At 67.8% G+C, this 14,081-nt stretch carries 9 protein-coding genes; 6 read left to right on the forward strand and 3 right to left on the reverse strand.

All coding sequences use genetic code 11. From position 1 onward, the window contains the following. The first annotated feature begins 20 nt into the window (after positions 1-20). A complete protein-coding gene (locus tag EJ357_RS23160; protein ID WP_126393481.1) occupies positions 21-1,052 on the forward strand; it encodes an alanine racemase in 1,032 nt (343 codons plus the stop codon). 94 nt (positions 1,053-1,146) lie between these two features. Here EJ357_RS23160 and EJ357_RS23165 read toward each other — a convergent pair whose 3' ends face one another. Together EJ357_RS23165 and EJ357_RS23170 are read right to left on the reverse strand one after the other, a co-directional pair. Then, positions 1,147-2,646 carry a glycosyltransferase family 87 protein gene (locus EJ357_RS23165; protein ID WP_175647487.1) on the reverse strand — a complete coding sequence of 500 codons (1,500 nt, stop codon included), beginning with the start codon at positions 2,644-2,646 and terminating at the stop codon, positions 1,147-1,149. Between the two features lie 267 nt (positions 2,647-2,913). Further along, positions 2,914-5,601 (reverse strand): transglycosylase domain-containing protein, encoded by a 2,688-nt coding sequence (locus EJ357_RS23170; RefSeq protein ID WP_126393483.1) that lies wholly within the window; start codon positions 5,599-5,601, stop codon positions 2,914-2,916. Between the two features lie 352 nt (positions 5,602-5,953). Between EJ357_RS23170 and EJ357_RS23175 the strand changes: the two genes are divergently transcribed. The 4 genes from EJ357_RS23175 to EJ357_RS23190 all read left to right on the forward strand — a co-directional run bounded on the left by EJ357_RS23175 (position 5,954) and on the right by EJ357_RS23190 (position 9,833). After that, positions 5,954-6,637: a PadR family transcriptional regulator gene (locus tag EJ357_RS23175; protein ID WP_126393484.1), complete on the forward strand. Its 684-nt coding sequence runs from the start codon at positions 5,954-5,956 to the stop codon at positions 6,635-6,637. A 44-nt stretch (positions 6,638-6,681) separates the two neighbouring features. Next, on the forward strand, positions 6,682-7,764 hold the full coding sequence (locus tag EJ357_RS23180) for an inositol-3-phosphate synthase (protein ID WP_126393485.1): 1,083 nt from the start codon (positions 6,682-6,684) through the stop codon (positions 7,762-7,764). A gap of 127 nt (positions 7,765-7,891) precedes the next feature. Next, the gene (locus EJ357_RS23185; RefSeq protein ID WP_126393486.1) at positions 7,892-9,169 is read left to right on the forward strand and encodes an MFS transporter; all 1,278 of its coding nucleotides are present in this window, start codon (positions 7,892-7,894) and stop codon (positions 9,167-9,169) included. Between the two features lie 109 nt (positions 9,170-9,278). Next, the gene (locus tag EJ357_RS23190) at positions 9,279-9,833 is read left to right on the forward strand and encodes an LppU/SCO3897 family protein (RefSeq protein WP_126393487.1); all 555 of its coding nucleotides are present in this window, start codon (positions 9,279-9,281) and stop codon (positions 9,831-9,833) included. Positions 9,834-9,918: 85 nt separating this feature from the next. On the opposite strand, the gene EJ357_RS23195 is transcribed toward EJ357_RS23190, so the two are convergent. Next, entirely contained in the window at positions 9,919-11,391 is a 1,473-nt protein-coding gene (locus EJ357_RS23195; protein ID WP_126393488.1) for a CCA tRNA nucleotidyltransferase, read from the reverse strand. Between the two features lie 269 nt (positions 11,392-11,660). On the opposite strand from EJ357_RS23195, the gene EJ357_RS23200 reads away from it, so the two are divergent. After that, positions 11,661-14,069 carry a DUF6049 family protein gene (locus tag EJ357_RS23200; protein ID WP_126393489.1) on the forward strand — a complete coding sequence of 803 codons (2,409 nt, stop codon included), beginning with the start codon at positions 11,661-11,663 and terminating at the stop codon, positions 14,067-14,069. The last annotated feature ends 12 nt before the right edge of the window (positions 14,070-14,081 follow it).

Here is a 14,081-nt window from a genome sequence, read left to right on the forward strand (position 1 = left end):
GAAAGGTTCCAGGTCCGGCCATGGCGCTCACGCTCTACGTCGACACCGCGCGCTGGCGGGCGCACCACAAGCACGTGCAGGAGCTGTTCCCGGGACTCGTCCCGGTCTGCAAGGGCAACGGCTACGGGTTCGGGCACGAGCGGCTGGCGGAGGAGGCCACTCGGCTGGGCTCCGAGGTGCTCGCCGTCGGCACGACGTACGAGGCCGCGCGCATCAAGGACTGGTTCGGCGGTGATCTGCTGGTGCTGACGCCGTACCGGCGCGGTGAGGAGCCGGTACCGCTGCCCGACCGGGTCATCCGCTCGGTGTCGTCGGTGGACGGCGTGTACGGCCTCGTCGGTGCCCGCGTCGTCATCGAGGTGATGTCCTCGATGAAGCGGCACGGCGTGAGCGAGCGAGACCTGCCGCAGCTGCACGCCGCCATAGAGAACGTCCGGCTGGAGGGCTTCGCCATCCACCTGCCGCTGGACCGCACCGACGGCTCGGACGCCGTCGAGGAGGTCATCAGCTGGATGGACCGGCTGCGTGCGGCCCGGCTGCCGCTGCACACGATGTTCGTCAGCCACCTCAAGGCAGAGGAACTCGCCCGCCTGCAGCAGCAGTTCCCGCAGACGCGCTTCCGCGCCCGTATCGGCACGCGGCTGTGGCTGGGGGACCACGACGCCACCGAGTACCGCGGCGCGGTCCTGGACGTCACCCGCGTCTCCAAGGGCGACCGGTTCGGCTACCGGCAGCAGAAGGCGGCCTCGGACGGCTTCCTGGTCGTCGTGGCGGGCGGTACGTCACACGGGGTGGGCCTGGAGGCCCCCAAGGCCCTGCACGGCGTCATGCCGCGCGCCAAGGGCGTCGCCCGGGCCGGCCTCGCCACGGTCAACCGGAACCTTTCTCCGTTCGTCTGGGGCGGCAAGCAGCGCTGGTTCGCGGAACCGCCGCACATGCAGGTCTCGATCCTGTTCGTCCCCGCGGACGCTCCCGAGCCGAAGGTCGGCGACGAGCTGGTCGCCCATCTGCGGCACACCACCACGCAGTTCGACCGCCTCGTCGACCGCTGAACGACTGCCGCGCGGCAACGCCGTAATCGGCAAAGGCCGTACACGGACTCTTCCGTGTACGGCCTTTTGCGTGCCCTTCCTACGCTCTGTTCGCTCAGAGCGAACCGTCGGTCGCCTCTCGGCTGCCCCACTCCACCTGCACCCCGTCGAAATGGGCCGCGTGCCGCGGTGGATGAGCCGCGGGGCCGAGCACGAAGACGTCCTCCGCCCGGTCGAGCACACCTCCCGAGGGATCGTCGTCGCCGGCCCTGCGTACCGGGTCCCGATCGGGCATGAGGATGTCCCGTACGACGACGGCGCACAGGTACAGCGTGCCCAGCAGGTGCGCGCCGATCGCCCAGTGGTAGCCATCGGGCGGCAGTCCCTTGTGGGCGTCCCCGCTGGTCGTGTACGCGAGGTACATCCAGATCCCCAGGAAGTACGCCACCTCGCACGCCTGCCAGATGAGGAAGTCACGCCACCTCGGCCGGGCCAGCACGGCCAGGGGCACGAGCCACAGGACGTACTGCGGCGAGTAGACCTTGTTGGTGAGGATGAACGCGGCGACGATCAGGAAGGCCAGTTGGGCGAAGCGCGGGCGGCGCGGCGCGGTGAGCGTGAGGGCGGCGACGCCGGCACAGCACAACAGCATCAGCAGGGTGGCGAGCGTGTTCACGGTCTCGGTGCTCAGCGGGTCGGTCGAGTTCTGGGCCAGGATCAGCCAGAAGGACCCGAAGTCGACGCCCCGTTCCTGACTGAACCGGTAGAACTGCGACCACCCGTCCCAGGCGAGGAGCATCACCGGAAGGTTCACGACCAGCCAAGCGAAGACCGTGCCGCCCAGCGCCTTGCCGAAGTCCCGCCACTTGCCCGCGCGCCAGCACAGCACGAACAGTGGACCGAGCAGGAAGACGGGATAGAGCTTCGCGGCCGTGGCAAGCCCCAGCAGGACCCCGAAAGCGAGCGAGCGGCCGCGCGACCACATCAGCATCGCCGCGGCCGTCAGGGCGACAGCCAGCAGGTCCCAGTTGATGGTCGCGGTCAGCGCGAAGGCGGGGGCCAGGGCGACCAGCAGGCCGTCCCAGGGGCGCCGGCTGTGCGTGCGGGTCACGCAGACGGCGATGACGGCCGCGCACACCATCAGCATTCCGGCGTTGACCATCCAGTACCACTGCTCCTGGTCCTGGATGCTGCCGCTGCCCGGCGTGAGCCAGGAGGCGACCTCCATGAACACACCGGTCAGCACCGGGTACTCGAGGTACTCCATGTCACCGGCGAGCTTGTCGAAGTACGGCACGAGCCCGTCGGCGAAGCCGCGTCCCTGGTAGAGATGCGGGATGTCCGAGTAGCAGGCATGCGTGTACTGCGAGCTGGCACCGAAGAACCAGGCGCCGTTGTAGCAGGGCGCCTTCTGGACCAGGCCGAGGGCGAACATACCGATCGCGACCAGCGCGATGATCCGCACGGGAGTCCACCAGGACGTCCCGAGCAGGGCACGCCGCCCGATGGGGCCACCGATCAGCTCACTCCCGCTCGCGGCGACCTCGTCCTCCTTGGTCGGCCGCACCGGGTCCGACTCGTGCACGCTCGTGGGTGTCGTCTCTGCGCTGGGCATGGGGGACATCCTGCCGTACGTCCCTGAGACGTCCCCAAGACTCCGACAAACGTTGGGTGCGGGTGTGCCGATCGGGCCGCCGCCCCCCAACGAAGAGTCATGCACCTGTCCCGAGGAGGGTCCGGAAGCTGAGTGTTTCACGTGAAACCGACGTTTCACGTGAAACAGTCCTGCGTCCGAGGCACCCCCAGGGAGCGGAAAGGCCAGTGGCCGGCACCCACAAGCGGGGTGCCGGCCACTGGCCTTCGTGCGCCTGGTGAGCCTCGGTCAGCCTGACGGCCCGCCGAAGATGCCTCCGTTTCCGTTGCCATTGCCGTTGCCGTCGGTCTCCGTCTCCGTGGGAGTCGGTGACGACGTCACGCCCCCGTCCGTGCCGCCGTTGTCCGCACCGCCGTTACCGGGGCACTGGAAGCCGAAGCAGGTCTCGGTCGGCGTGGGCGTCGGCGAGATCAGCGACTCGCTGGGCGTCGGGCTCGGGGACGGGCTGGCTTCCTCGGTCTGGGTGGGCGTAGGAGTGGGCGTCGGGGTCGGAATGTCGTTGACGATCTCACCGACGGGCTCCGGCGTCGGGAACGGCTTCGGCTCCGTTCCCTTGAGCGCCTGCTCCATGTAGTCGTGCCAGATCTCGGCCGGGAACGAGGCACCGTGGATCTTCTCCTGGCCACCCGTTCCGAACATCTTCAGGAACTCACGGTTCTGGTTCTTCTCGTTGTCGTCCATCCGGAACATCGAGATCGCCGTGGACAGCTGTGGGGTGTAGCCCACGAACCAGGCGGACCGGTTGCCGTCCGTGGTACCGGTCTTGCCGGCCACCTCACGGCCGGTCAGCTGGGCGTTGGTGCCGGTGCCCTCCTCGACCACCGTCTTCAGCACGTCCGTGACGTTGTCGGCGACCGGTGCGGTGAAGGCGTCCTTGGTCACGGTCTCGTGGGTGAAGACATCGCCGTCCTTGCTCTTCACCTCCGTTACGGAGAACGGAGCACGCTGCTTCCCGCTGGCCGCGAAGGTGGCGTACGCGCCCGCCATGCGGATCGCGCTGGGCTGAGATGTACCGATGGAGAAGGAGGGGTAGTCGGTACCGGTCAGACTGGGTTCGAGGATGCCCGAGTCCATGGCCGCCTCCTTCACCTTGTCCAGCCCGACGTCCATGCCGAGTTGCACGAAGGCGGAGTTCACCGACTCTCGCATCGCCTCACGGAGATCGATCCGGTAGTTCGGGGGAGTGCCGTACGACTGATCGCCGTCGTTGACCTGGTTCCACTCCTCCCCCTTCTCGTTCCGCCAGATGTCGCCCTTGTAGTCCTTGATCTTGAGCTTGTTCTTGCCGCTGAAGAAGCTCTTCGGGGAGACCTTGGTGCGCTCGTCCTGCGCCTGGTCAGCTTCGAGTTCCGGGTTCCGTACGCCCCACTTCATCGCGGCCGCGAGAACGAAGGGCTTGAACGTCGAACCGACCTGGGCACCGGTCACGTCGCAGTTGTTGGTGAAGTGCTTGGTCGCGTCCGAGCCTCCGTAGCACGCCCTGATCGCACCCGTGGCCGGGTCCACGGAGGCCCCGCCGAACTGGACGTGGGTGTCGGTCTTGGGTCGCTCCTCGGGCTTGATGTTGGCCTTGTACACCTTCGTCACCGCGGACTGGAGCTGCTTGACCTGCTTCTTGTCGAAGGTCGTGTAGATCGAGAGACCACCCTCGCGCAGCTTCTTCTCGGTGATCGTGGTCTTGTCGCTGTTGTTGACCAGGTAGCTGTTGGCAAGGTCGACGAGGTAACCGACCTGGCCGCTCAGCGCGGTGTTGAAGCGAGGGTTCTGCCACTCGGGCAGCTTGGTGTACTTGGCCCGCACATCGGGGCTCAGATGCCCGTACTCGACCATCTTGTTGAGGGTGTCCTGCATCTGGATCAGGGCCCGCTTCTGATTTGCCGCAGGCGTGGCCGCAGGGTCGATGGAGACCGAGCCCGCCGGGTCGTAGTACGTGGCGCCCTTGAGCATGGCCGCCAGGAAGGCGCACTCACCCTCGTTCAGGTCGATGGCGTTCTTGTTGAAGTACGCACGGGCGGCGGCCTGGATCCCGTAGGCGTTGCGCCCGTAATAGCCGGAGTTCAGGTAGCCGGCCATGATGTCGTCCTTCGACACCGTGGTGCCCACCTTGACCGAGACGAAGATCTCCTTGAACTTCCGGGAGATCGTCTGTGACTGGTCGTTCAGCATCGCGTTCTTGACGTACTGCTGGGTGATCGTCGAACCGCCCTGCGTCTCACCGCCACTGGCCATGTTGAACACGGCACGGGCGATGCCCTTGGGGTCGATCCCGCTGTCGCTGCGGAACGTCTTGTTCTCCTGCGAGATCACCGCGTTCTGCATGGCCTTGGGAATCTGAGACAGATTGATGATCTGCCGGTTCGTCTCACCGCCCGTGGAGACCATCTCGTCCCCGTTGGACCAGTAGTAGACGTTGTTCTGCGCCTCGGCAGTCTCATCGATCTTGGGTACGCCCACCATGGCGAACCCGATGCCCGCCACGGCCACCAGGCTGCCCATGAAGCCGATGAACATGCCCATCACGAGCTTCCACGACGGCACCCAGCGCCTGACGCCGTACTTGCCGGCCCGCGGATAGTCGATGAACCGCTTCTTTCCAGGAGGAGCGGCCCGCCCTCGGCCCCGACCGGGACCGTTCGGACCGCCCGGAGCGGCACGGCGGCCACCCCTGCCCGGCGGCTCGGCCGCTCTGCGACGGCCCCCACTTCTCTGTGCCGCGCGTCGTGCCTCGGCGCGGCCGCCGTACTGACGTTCCTCGCCTCCCGAACCGGTGGGTTCCGACCCGTACGAGTCGGAAGGAGATCCGGTGGCGCCTCGCGGTGCCGCTCGGCGGCCTGAGGACGAGCCGGACTGGCCGCGTCGGGCCGCGGCACGTCCGCCTCCCTGCGGCTGCGGCGGTTTGCGACGGTGCTCGCTCATCGAACGACTACTCCTCGGGCAGGCGCTCCCCAGGGCGCCCGGCAACGACGGCTGTTTTCCGGTCCCCCCGAAGTACGGATGCGGTCGGTTCCGCATTCACCCGTACTGCACCAAGGATGACGACGCCCTCGGACGTCACTCGGTTCCCGGTGGTGTGCATGGCGCACACACTACGCACCGTCAAAGCCCCTCTAGCTCCGAACTTCACCCCAAATCAGGCAACTCGCTCCACATGAATCGTTGATGTGATCCCGTTCACCGTTCCCCCACTTGTCGCGCCCGGGAGGTCGTTCTATCGTCTTGATGTATCGAGTCGATACATCAGCGCGAGATAAGTCGAGGAGGCGAGAGGATGAGCCGACGTTCCGGGATCCTTGAGTTCGCCGTCCTCGGACTGCTCCGCGAATCCCCGATGCACGGCTATGAGCTGCGCAAACGACTCAATACGTCGCTGGGCGTGTTCCGTGCCTTCAGCTACGGCACGCTCTATCCCTGCCTCAAGACGCTGGTCGCCAACGGCTGGTTGATCGAGGAACCGGGGAACACCGCCGAGGACACGCTCGCCGCGCCACTCGCCGGGCGCCGCGCGAAAATCGTCTACCGATTGACCGCGGAAGGTAAGGAGCACTTCGAGGAACTGCTCTCGCAGACCGGCCCCGATGCGTACGAGGACGAGCACTTCGCTGCCCGATTTGCTTTCTTCGGCCGCACGCCGCAGGACGTACGCATGCGCGTGCTGGAGGGCCGTCGCAGCCGGCTGGAGGAGCGCCTGGAGAAGATGCGCGCCTCTCTGGCACGCACCCGGGAGCGCCTCGACGACTACACGCTTGAGCTCCAGCGCCACGGGATGGAGTCCGTGGAGCGCGAAGTGCGCTGGCTGAACGAGCTCATCGAGAGCGAGCGGGCCGGGCGGGACCTGAACGGTTCCGCCTCCGGGGGGTCTGCTCAGCAGGACACCACATCTGGAGCGCCGGGCGATCTGCCCCGTCCCGGGGACACCCCCGGGACGGATTCGTCCGGCGACACCGCCACGTGAGAGCCAAGTCAGGGCCTCACTCGTACACACAGGGAGCAACCGGAATGGGTTCGGTTCGCGTAGCCGTCGTCGGCGTGGGCAACTGCGCCGCGTCGCTGGTTCAGGGAGTCGAGTACTACAAGGACGCCGACCCGGCGTCCAAGGTCCCCGGACTGATGCATGTGCAGTTCGGCGACTACCACGTCCGGGACGTCGAGTTCGTCGCCGCCTTCGATGTCGACGCGAAGAAGGTCGGCCTCGACCTCGCGGACGCCATCGGCGCCAGCGAGAACAACACCATCAAGATCTGCGACGTGCCGAGCACCGGCGTGACCGTCCAGCGCGGCCACACCCTCGACGGCCTCGGCAAGTACTACCGCGAGACCATCGAGGAGTCCGCCGAGGCCCCGGTCGACGTCGTCCAGGTCCTCAAGGACAAGCAGGTCGACGTCCTCGTCTGCTACCTGCCCGTCGGCTCCGAGGACGCGGCGAAGTTCTACGCCCAGTGCGCCATCGACGCCAAGGTCGCCTTCGTCAACGCCCTGCCGGTCTTCATCGCCGGCACGAAGGAGTGGGCGGACAAGTTCACCGAGGCGGGCGTCCCGATCGTCGGTGACGACATCAAGTCCCAGGTCGGCGCCACCATCACGCACCGCGTCATGGCGAAGCTGTTCGAGGACCGCGGTGTCGTCCTGGACCGCACGATGCAGCTGAACGTCGGCGGCAACATGGACTTCAAGAACATGCTCGAGCGTGACCGCCTCGAGTCCAAGAAGATCTCCAAGACGCAGGCCGTCACCTCGCAGATCCCCGACCGGGAGCTCGGCGAGAAGAACGTCCACATCGGCCCGTCCGACTACGTCGCCTGGCTCGACGACCGCAAGTGGGCCTACGTCCGCCTCGAGGGCCGCGCCTTCGGTGACGTCCCGCTGAACCTGGAGTACAAGCTCGAGGTCTGGGACTCCCCGAACTCCGCCGGCGTCATCATCGACGCCCTGCGCGCCGCGAAGATCGCCAAGGACCGCGGCATCGGCGGCCCGATCCTGTCCGCGTCCTCGTACTTCATGAAGTCCCCGCCGGTCCAGTACTTCGACGACGAGGCCCGCGAGAACGTCGAGAAGTTCATCAAGGGCGACGTCGAGCGCTAGCGAGACACAGCTGCGCACTGAAGCAGAACAGCGGCGCAGCGCCGCACCAGAACGCTCCTGCCAGAGCTGCCGAGGGTCCCCGGGTTGTACCGCCCGGGGACCCTTCCCATATGTGAGGCTGTGCCCCATGTCCGTCGTACGCGACCTGCGGGTCCTGCTGCGCTTCCGGAACTTCCGGCGCCTGCTCTCCGTACGCCTGCTCTCGCAGGGCGCCGACGGCGTCTACCAGACCGCGCTCGCCACGTACGTCGTCTTCTCCCCGGAGAAGCAGACCTCGGCCGCCGCGATCGCCTCCGCGATGGCGGTATTGCTCCTGCCGTACTCCCTCGTGGGCCCGTTCTCCGGCGTCCTGCTGGACCGCTGGCGCCGCCGCCAGGTTCTCCTGTGCGGCAGCCTGCTGCGCACCGTTCTGGCCTCGGCCACGGCCCTCCTGATCATCACCGAGGTCCCGGACTGGCTCTTCTACGTCTCCGCCCTGTGCGTCACCGCCGTCAACCGCTTCGTCCTGTCCGGCCTGTCCGCCGCCCTCCCGCGCGTGGTCGACGAAGAGCGCCTCGTGATCGCCAACTCCCTGTCCCCGACCGCGGGAACGCTCGCGGCGACCGTGGGCGCCGGTCTGGCCTTCGTCGTACGGCTGTTGGTCTGGGACTCCGATGCCGCCGTGGTGCTGCTGGGGGCCGCTCTGTACCTGTGCGCGGGGCTGGCGTCACTGCGTATGTCACGGGAACTGCTGGGCCCTGACCGCGTGTTGGCGCAGCCACGCCTGCGAGCGGCCCTCTCCGGCACCGCGCACGACCTCGCGGCAGGCGTGCGCCATCTCGCCACTCCGCCGCGCCGGGAGGCGGCCTGGGCGCTGCTCACCATGACCCTGATGCGCTTCTGCTACGGCGCCCTGCTGGTCATGCTGCTGATGCTCTGCCGATACGCCTTCGCCTCGAACGCCGATGACGGACTCGCGCTGCTGGGGCTGGCGTTGGCCATCTCGGGCGCGGGATTCTTCGCCGCGGCCGTGGCAACCCCTTGGTCGGCGGGACGACTTGGCCCGGGCCGCTGGATCGTGGTGTGCGCCGCGGCAGCGGCCGTCCTGGTCCCCGCGCTCGGCCTCCCGTTCGCCGCAACTCCCATGCTGGTGGCGGCATTCGTTCTGGGTCTGACGACGCAGGGGGCGAAGATCGCGACCGACACGATCGTGCAGACGTCGGTCGAGGACGGCTTCCGTGGCCGGATCTTCTCCGTCTACGACGTGCTGTTCAACGTCGCGTTCGTCAGCGCCGCGGGTGTGGCCGCCCTGATACTGCCGCCGGACGGCCGCTCGGCACCTCTCCTGGTCACAGTCACCGTTATCTACGCGGCAGTTGCTGCGGCAATGGCCCGCTATGAACACCGCACCGTGTCACATCAATGACACAGAGTCCCCCTCGGTTACAGGGCTGTCAGTGGTGGCCGGTAACTTACGTGCGTCTTATTACGCGCATTGCTCGCGTCACGCATCCATGTTCTAGGGGGACCCCCAAGTGACAACTCCGCCGCCCCAAGGCAACCCGTACGCCCAGGGCCAGAACCCGTACGCCCAGCAGGCCCAGCAGGCCCAGCAGCCCTACGGCCAGCCCCAGGGTCAGGCCCCGTACCCGCCCCAGGGCGGGTACCCGCAGCAGCCGGGCCAGTCGGGCTTCCCCCCGCAGGGGGCGGCGCCGTACGCACCGGTTCCGCCGCAGCAGCCGGGCCGCAGGTTCAACTTCAAGACGATCAAGAACGTCGGCGCTGCCGTGATCGTCGCCATCATGATCGTCGTCGGCTACATAATGAGCCAGGACGACGCAAAGAACGCCGAGGCGGGCGACTGCCTCAAGGCTCCGTCGTCGTCGGTCTCGGACGACAAGCTGGAGGTCGTGGACTGCACCTCCTCCGAGGCCGAGGTGAAGGTACTCAAGAAGATCAAGGGTCACTACACCGCGATCACCGCCGACACCGAGTGCAGGAAGGTCGAAGGGGCGACGAGCGTCTACACCGAGACGATGAAGACAGGAACCAGCGACGACGAGTTCCTGCTGTGCCTCAAGGACCTCTGATCGGTCGTTGTTTCACGTGAAACAACGAAGGGCGGCGCCATGTTTCACGTGAAACATGGCGCCGCTCTTCGTCTGGCGGCTCGACTCAGGCCTCTGGCTCCTGCGCCCACCACTCCTTGAGCGCGGCCACCGCCTCGTCGTGCTCCATCGGCCCGTTCTCCAGCCGCAGCTCCAGCATGTGCTTGTACGCACGGCCGATGACCGGCCCGGGACCGACGCCGAGGATCTCCATGATCTGGTTGCCGTCGAGGTCGGGGCGGATGGCGTCCAGTTCCTCCCGCTCCTGGAGCTGCGTGATCCGGTCCTCCAGGCCGTCGTAGGCACGGGACAGGGCGGCCGCCTTGCGTTTGTTCCGCGTTGTGCAGTCCGAGCGGGTCAGCTTGTGGAGGCGGTCCAGGAGCGGGCCCGCGTCCCGGACGTAGCGGCGGACGGCGGAGTCGGTCCACTCGCCGGTGCCGTAACCATGGAAGCGCAGGTGGAGCTCGACCAGACGCGAGACGTCCTTCACGAGCTCGTTGGAGTACTTGAGTGCCGTCATACGCTTCTTGGTCATCTTCGCGCCGACCACCTCATGGTGGTGGAACGAGACCCGGCCGTCCTTCTCGAACCGGCGCGTGCGCGGCTTGCCGATGTCATGCAGCAGCGCGGCCAGCCGCAGGGCCAGGTCGGGCCCGCTCTCCTCCAGCGCCATCGCCTGCTCCAGGACGATCAGCGTGTGCTCGTAGACGTCCTTGTGCCGGTGATGCTCGTCGCTCTCCAGGCGCAGGGCCGGCAGCTCCGGCAGCACATGCGTGGCCAGCCCGGTGTCGACCAGCAGCGTCAGGCCCTTGCGCGGATGAGCGGAGAGGATCAGCTTGTTCAGCTCGTCCCGCACCCGCTCCGCCGAAACGATCTCGATACGCCCGGCCATCTCCGTCATGGCCGTCACGACCTCGGGAGCCACCTCGAAGTCGAGCTGCGCCGCGAAGCGCGCCGCCCGCATCATGCGCAGCGGGTCGTCCGAGAAGGATTCCTCGGGGGTGCCCGGAGTGCGCAGCACACGCTCCGCGAGGTCCTCCAGCCCACCGTGCGGATCGATGAACTCCTTCTCCGGCAGCGCGACGGCCATCGCGTTCACCGTGAAGTCGCGCCGGACGAGGTCCTCCTCGATGGAGTCGCCGTACGAAACCTCGGGCTTGCGGGAGGTCCGGTCGTAGGCCTCCGACCGGTAGGTCGTCACCTCGATCTGAAAGTTCCGGTCAGCGGCTCCGTCGCGGGCACGCTTCTGCGCACCGACCGTGCCGAAGGCGATCCCGACGTCCCACACGGCGTCGGCCCACGGGCGCACGATCTTCAGTACGTCCTCGGGGCGGGCGTCGGTGGTGAAGTCCAGGTCGTTGCCGAGCCGACCCAGCAGCGCGTCCCGTACCGATCCGCCGACCAGCGCGAGTGAGAACCCGGCGTCCTGGAAGCGGCGGGCAAGATCGTCGGCGACAGGGGCGACCCGCAGCAGTTCACTCACCGCGCGGTGCTGCACCTGACTCAGGACACTGGGCTTGTCTTCGTTGGCGTTCGGCACAACAGAAGAGGGTACGTGGCCCCGGCGGCCGCGAGCTCCTCCATTAAACGTGCACACTGCGTGCACGGACACGTCTGTCCATACGTGCACAAGGACTGCTCTTGAGGCGCAGGGAAACGCTCCGCTTTATACCTACACATAGGGGACAGGCCGACGGCACGGCCCGATCTGGCGGAGCACTCCGCGGCACTTCCCCTCAGCGCACATCGTTACCATGCGTGGACGCACATTCCGACGACCACTGACGACGACGAGGGACGGGCGAGCGCGTGGCCGAGGCGGCAGACTTCCAGGGGACGAGTCCCTCACCTGCCCGCCGGTGGCTGCGGCGGACAGGAGCACTGTTCGCCGGAGCACCTCTGCTGGCCGGCCTGCTCCAGCTGCCCGCCGCCGGGCCCACGCACGCCGCCGGGCAGAACTCCCTGAAGGCCGCTTCCGGCTCCGGAACGGTGGCCGTGGCTGTGGACTCGCTCACTCCGACCGTTCCCGGCGAGGGCGACACGCTGACCGTGTCCGGCACGGTGACCAACAAGGGCAAGCAGGCGGTCACGGACGCGCAGGTGGACCTGCTCCTGGGCCCCGCCCTGAACACACGCTCCGAGATCGACACGGTCGCCGAGCGCACCGACTACCAGGCGGGCCTCGACGGGTCGCCGGTGGGCGGGAAGTACGTCAAGGAGTTCTCCAAGCTCACGCCGGGCGTCGCCCAGCGCTTCAGCATCTCTGTGCCGGTCGACAAGCTGGATCTCGGCCGGGACGGGGTCTACCAGTTCTCCGTCTCGCTGTCGGGCGAGACGTCCGCGCGGCCTTGGGAGCAGGTGCTGGGCATCCAGCGGACGTTCCTGCCGTGGCAGCCCGACGGGGCCGATACGAAGACCCGGACGACCGTTCTGTGGCCGCTCGTCTCCACCTCGCACATGACGGCGCAGACGGGCTCCAACGAGGAGCAGACTCCGGTCTTCCGTGACGACGCCCTCGCCGAGGAGATCTCCGCGGGCGGTCGGCTGCAACAGCTCGTGTCGCTGGGCAAGGAGCTCGATGTCACCTGGGTGATCGACCCCGACCTGCTGGCCTCCGTGGACGCGATGACGGAGAGCTATCGCGTCCAGGGCGAGGGCGACACGACCACGGCGGGCGCCCACCGCGAGGTCGCCAGGCAGTGGCTGGCCGAGTTGCAGGAGGCGGTGCGGGACAAGGAAGTCGTCGCCCTGCCCTTCGCCGATCCCGACGTGGCCTCCCTGGCTCACAACGGCACGAACGTCACCGGCTCGCTGAGCCACCTCAAGGAGGCCACCGACGTCGCCGCCGACACGGTCGACTCGGTCCTCCACGTGCAGCCGACCACCGACTTCGCCTGGCCCGTCAACGGCGCCGTCGACCCGTCCATCGTCAAGGTGGCCACATCCGCCGGCGCGGACAAGGTGATCGCCCGCAGCGACAGCCTCGTGGAGACCGGCGGCCTGCCCTACACGCCCTCCGCGGCCCGCCCCATCGGCGGCGGCACGACAGCGGTGGTCGCGGACGCACGGATGTCGACGTTGTTCCAGGGGAACCTGGCAAGGGCGTCGAGCTCGACGCTCACCGTGCAGCGGTTCCTCGCCCAGAGCCTGGCCCTCAACCTCCAGGTGGACAAGCAGCGCAACATCGTCGTAGCCCCGCAGCGGATGCCGACGGCGAGCCAGGCCCGGGCGATGGCCGAGGCGGTGAAGGCGCTCCAGGGCGGCACATGGTCGGAGTCCCAGGAGCTCACGGCCGCCGCCGTGGCCACGCCCGACTCGGGTGCCACCACGAAGGTGCCGGCAGCATCCGCGTATCCCTCCTCCCTGCGCAAGCAGGAGCTGCCGCACGCGGCCTTCGAGCAGATCGCGACCACGCAGGACAAGCTCGACAGGTTCAAGGTGATCCTCAGCAAGGAGTCCCGCGTGGTGACCCCCTTCGGGCGGGCCATGAACCGCGAGATGTCCACGTCGTGGCGCGGCCGCTCTGGCGAGGCAGCCGACTACCGCAACGGCATCGAGGCGTACATCGACTCCCTGGCCGGCCAGGTCACGCTGATCGAGAAGTCCGACACCAAGCTCTCCGGACGCAGCGCCACGATCCCCGTGACCGTGCAGAACAACCTGGTCCAGGGTGTCGAGCACCTGGTGCTCCGGCTCACCTCGGAGAATCCGAGGCGCCTCGAGATCGACGGCGAGCGCTATTACGAACAGCCCGTCGAGGTCTCCGGCGGGCACAGCCAGACGGTGAAGTTCACCACGTCGGCTCAGGCCAACGGTCAGGCGGCGGTGGTCGCCCAGCTGTTCACGGAGGACGGCCAGCCGTACGGTGCACCGGTCACCTTCGACGTGAAGGTCACCGAGTTCACGGCCACCGTGATGCTGGTCATCGGCGGCGGTTTCCTCCTGCTCGTCCTCGCCGGATTCCGTATGTACACGCAGCGCAAGCGCGCGGCCGCCCGCGAAGCCGAGCGGGACGCCTCCCAGGAGGCGAGTGAGACCGACGGCGACCCGGAGAACCCGGAAGGCCCCGACGGCCGTCTCACGCCCGAGGACCTCCTCGAGGAGGAGTCCGTCACCCGAACCCGGGCAGACGCCCCGGAGCAGCAGAGTGACCCGACACCGGACACCCCAGCGGAAAGCGCCGACCCGTCCGGCACGGGTGAGAGAGTGGACCGTTGAGCGATGTCGTGG

The organism is Streptomyces cyaneochromogenes (assembly GCF_003963535.1).
GTDB classification, from domain to species: Bacteria; Actinomycetota; Actinomycetes; order Streptomycetales; family Streptomycetaceae; genus Streptomyces; species Streptomyces shaanxiensis.

Coding starts and splice junctions, on each gene's coding strand:
- EJ357_RS23175 (WP_126393484.1), top strand. CDS start 5,954: ATGAGCCGACGTTCCGGGATCCTTGAGTTCGCCGTCCTCGGACTGCTC.
- EJ357_RS23170 (WP_126393483.1), bottom strand. CDS start 5,601: ATGAGCGAGCACCGTCGCAAACCGCCGCAGCCGCAGGGAGGCGGACGT.
- EJ357_RS23165 (WP_175647487.1), bottom strand. CDS start 2,646: ATGCCCAGCGCAGAGACGACACCCACGAGCGTGCACGAGTCGGACCCG.
- EJ357_RS23160 (WP_126393481.1), top strand. CDS start 21: ATGGCGCTCACGCTCTACGTCGACACCGCGCGCTGGCGGGCGCACCAC.
- EJ357_RS23185 (WP_126393486.1), top strand. CDS start 7,892: ATGTCCGTCGTACGCGACCTGCGGGTCCTGCTGCGCTTCCGGAACTTC.
- EJ357_RS23180 (WP_126393485.1), top strand. CDS start 6,682: ATGGGTTCGGTTCGCGTAGCCGTCGTCGGCGTGGGCAACTGCGCCGCG.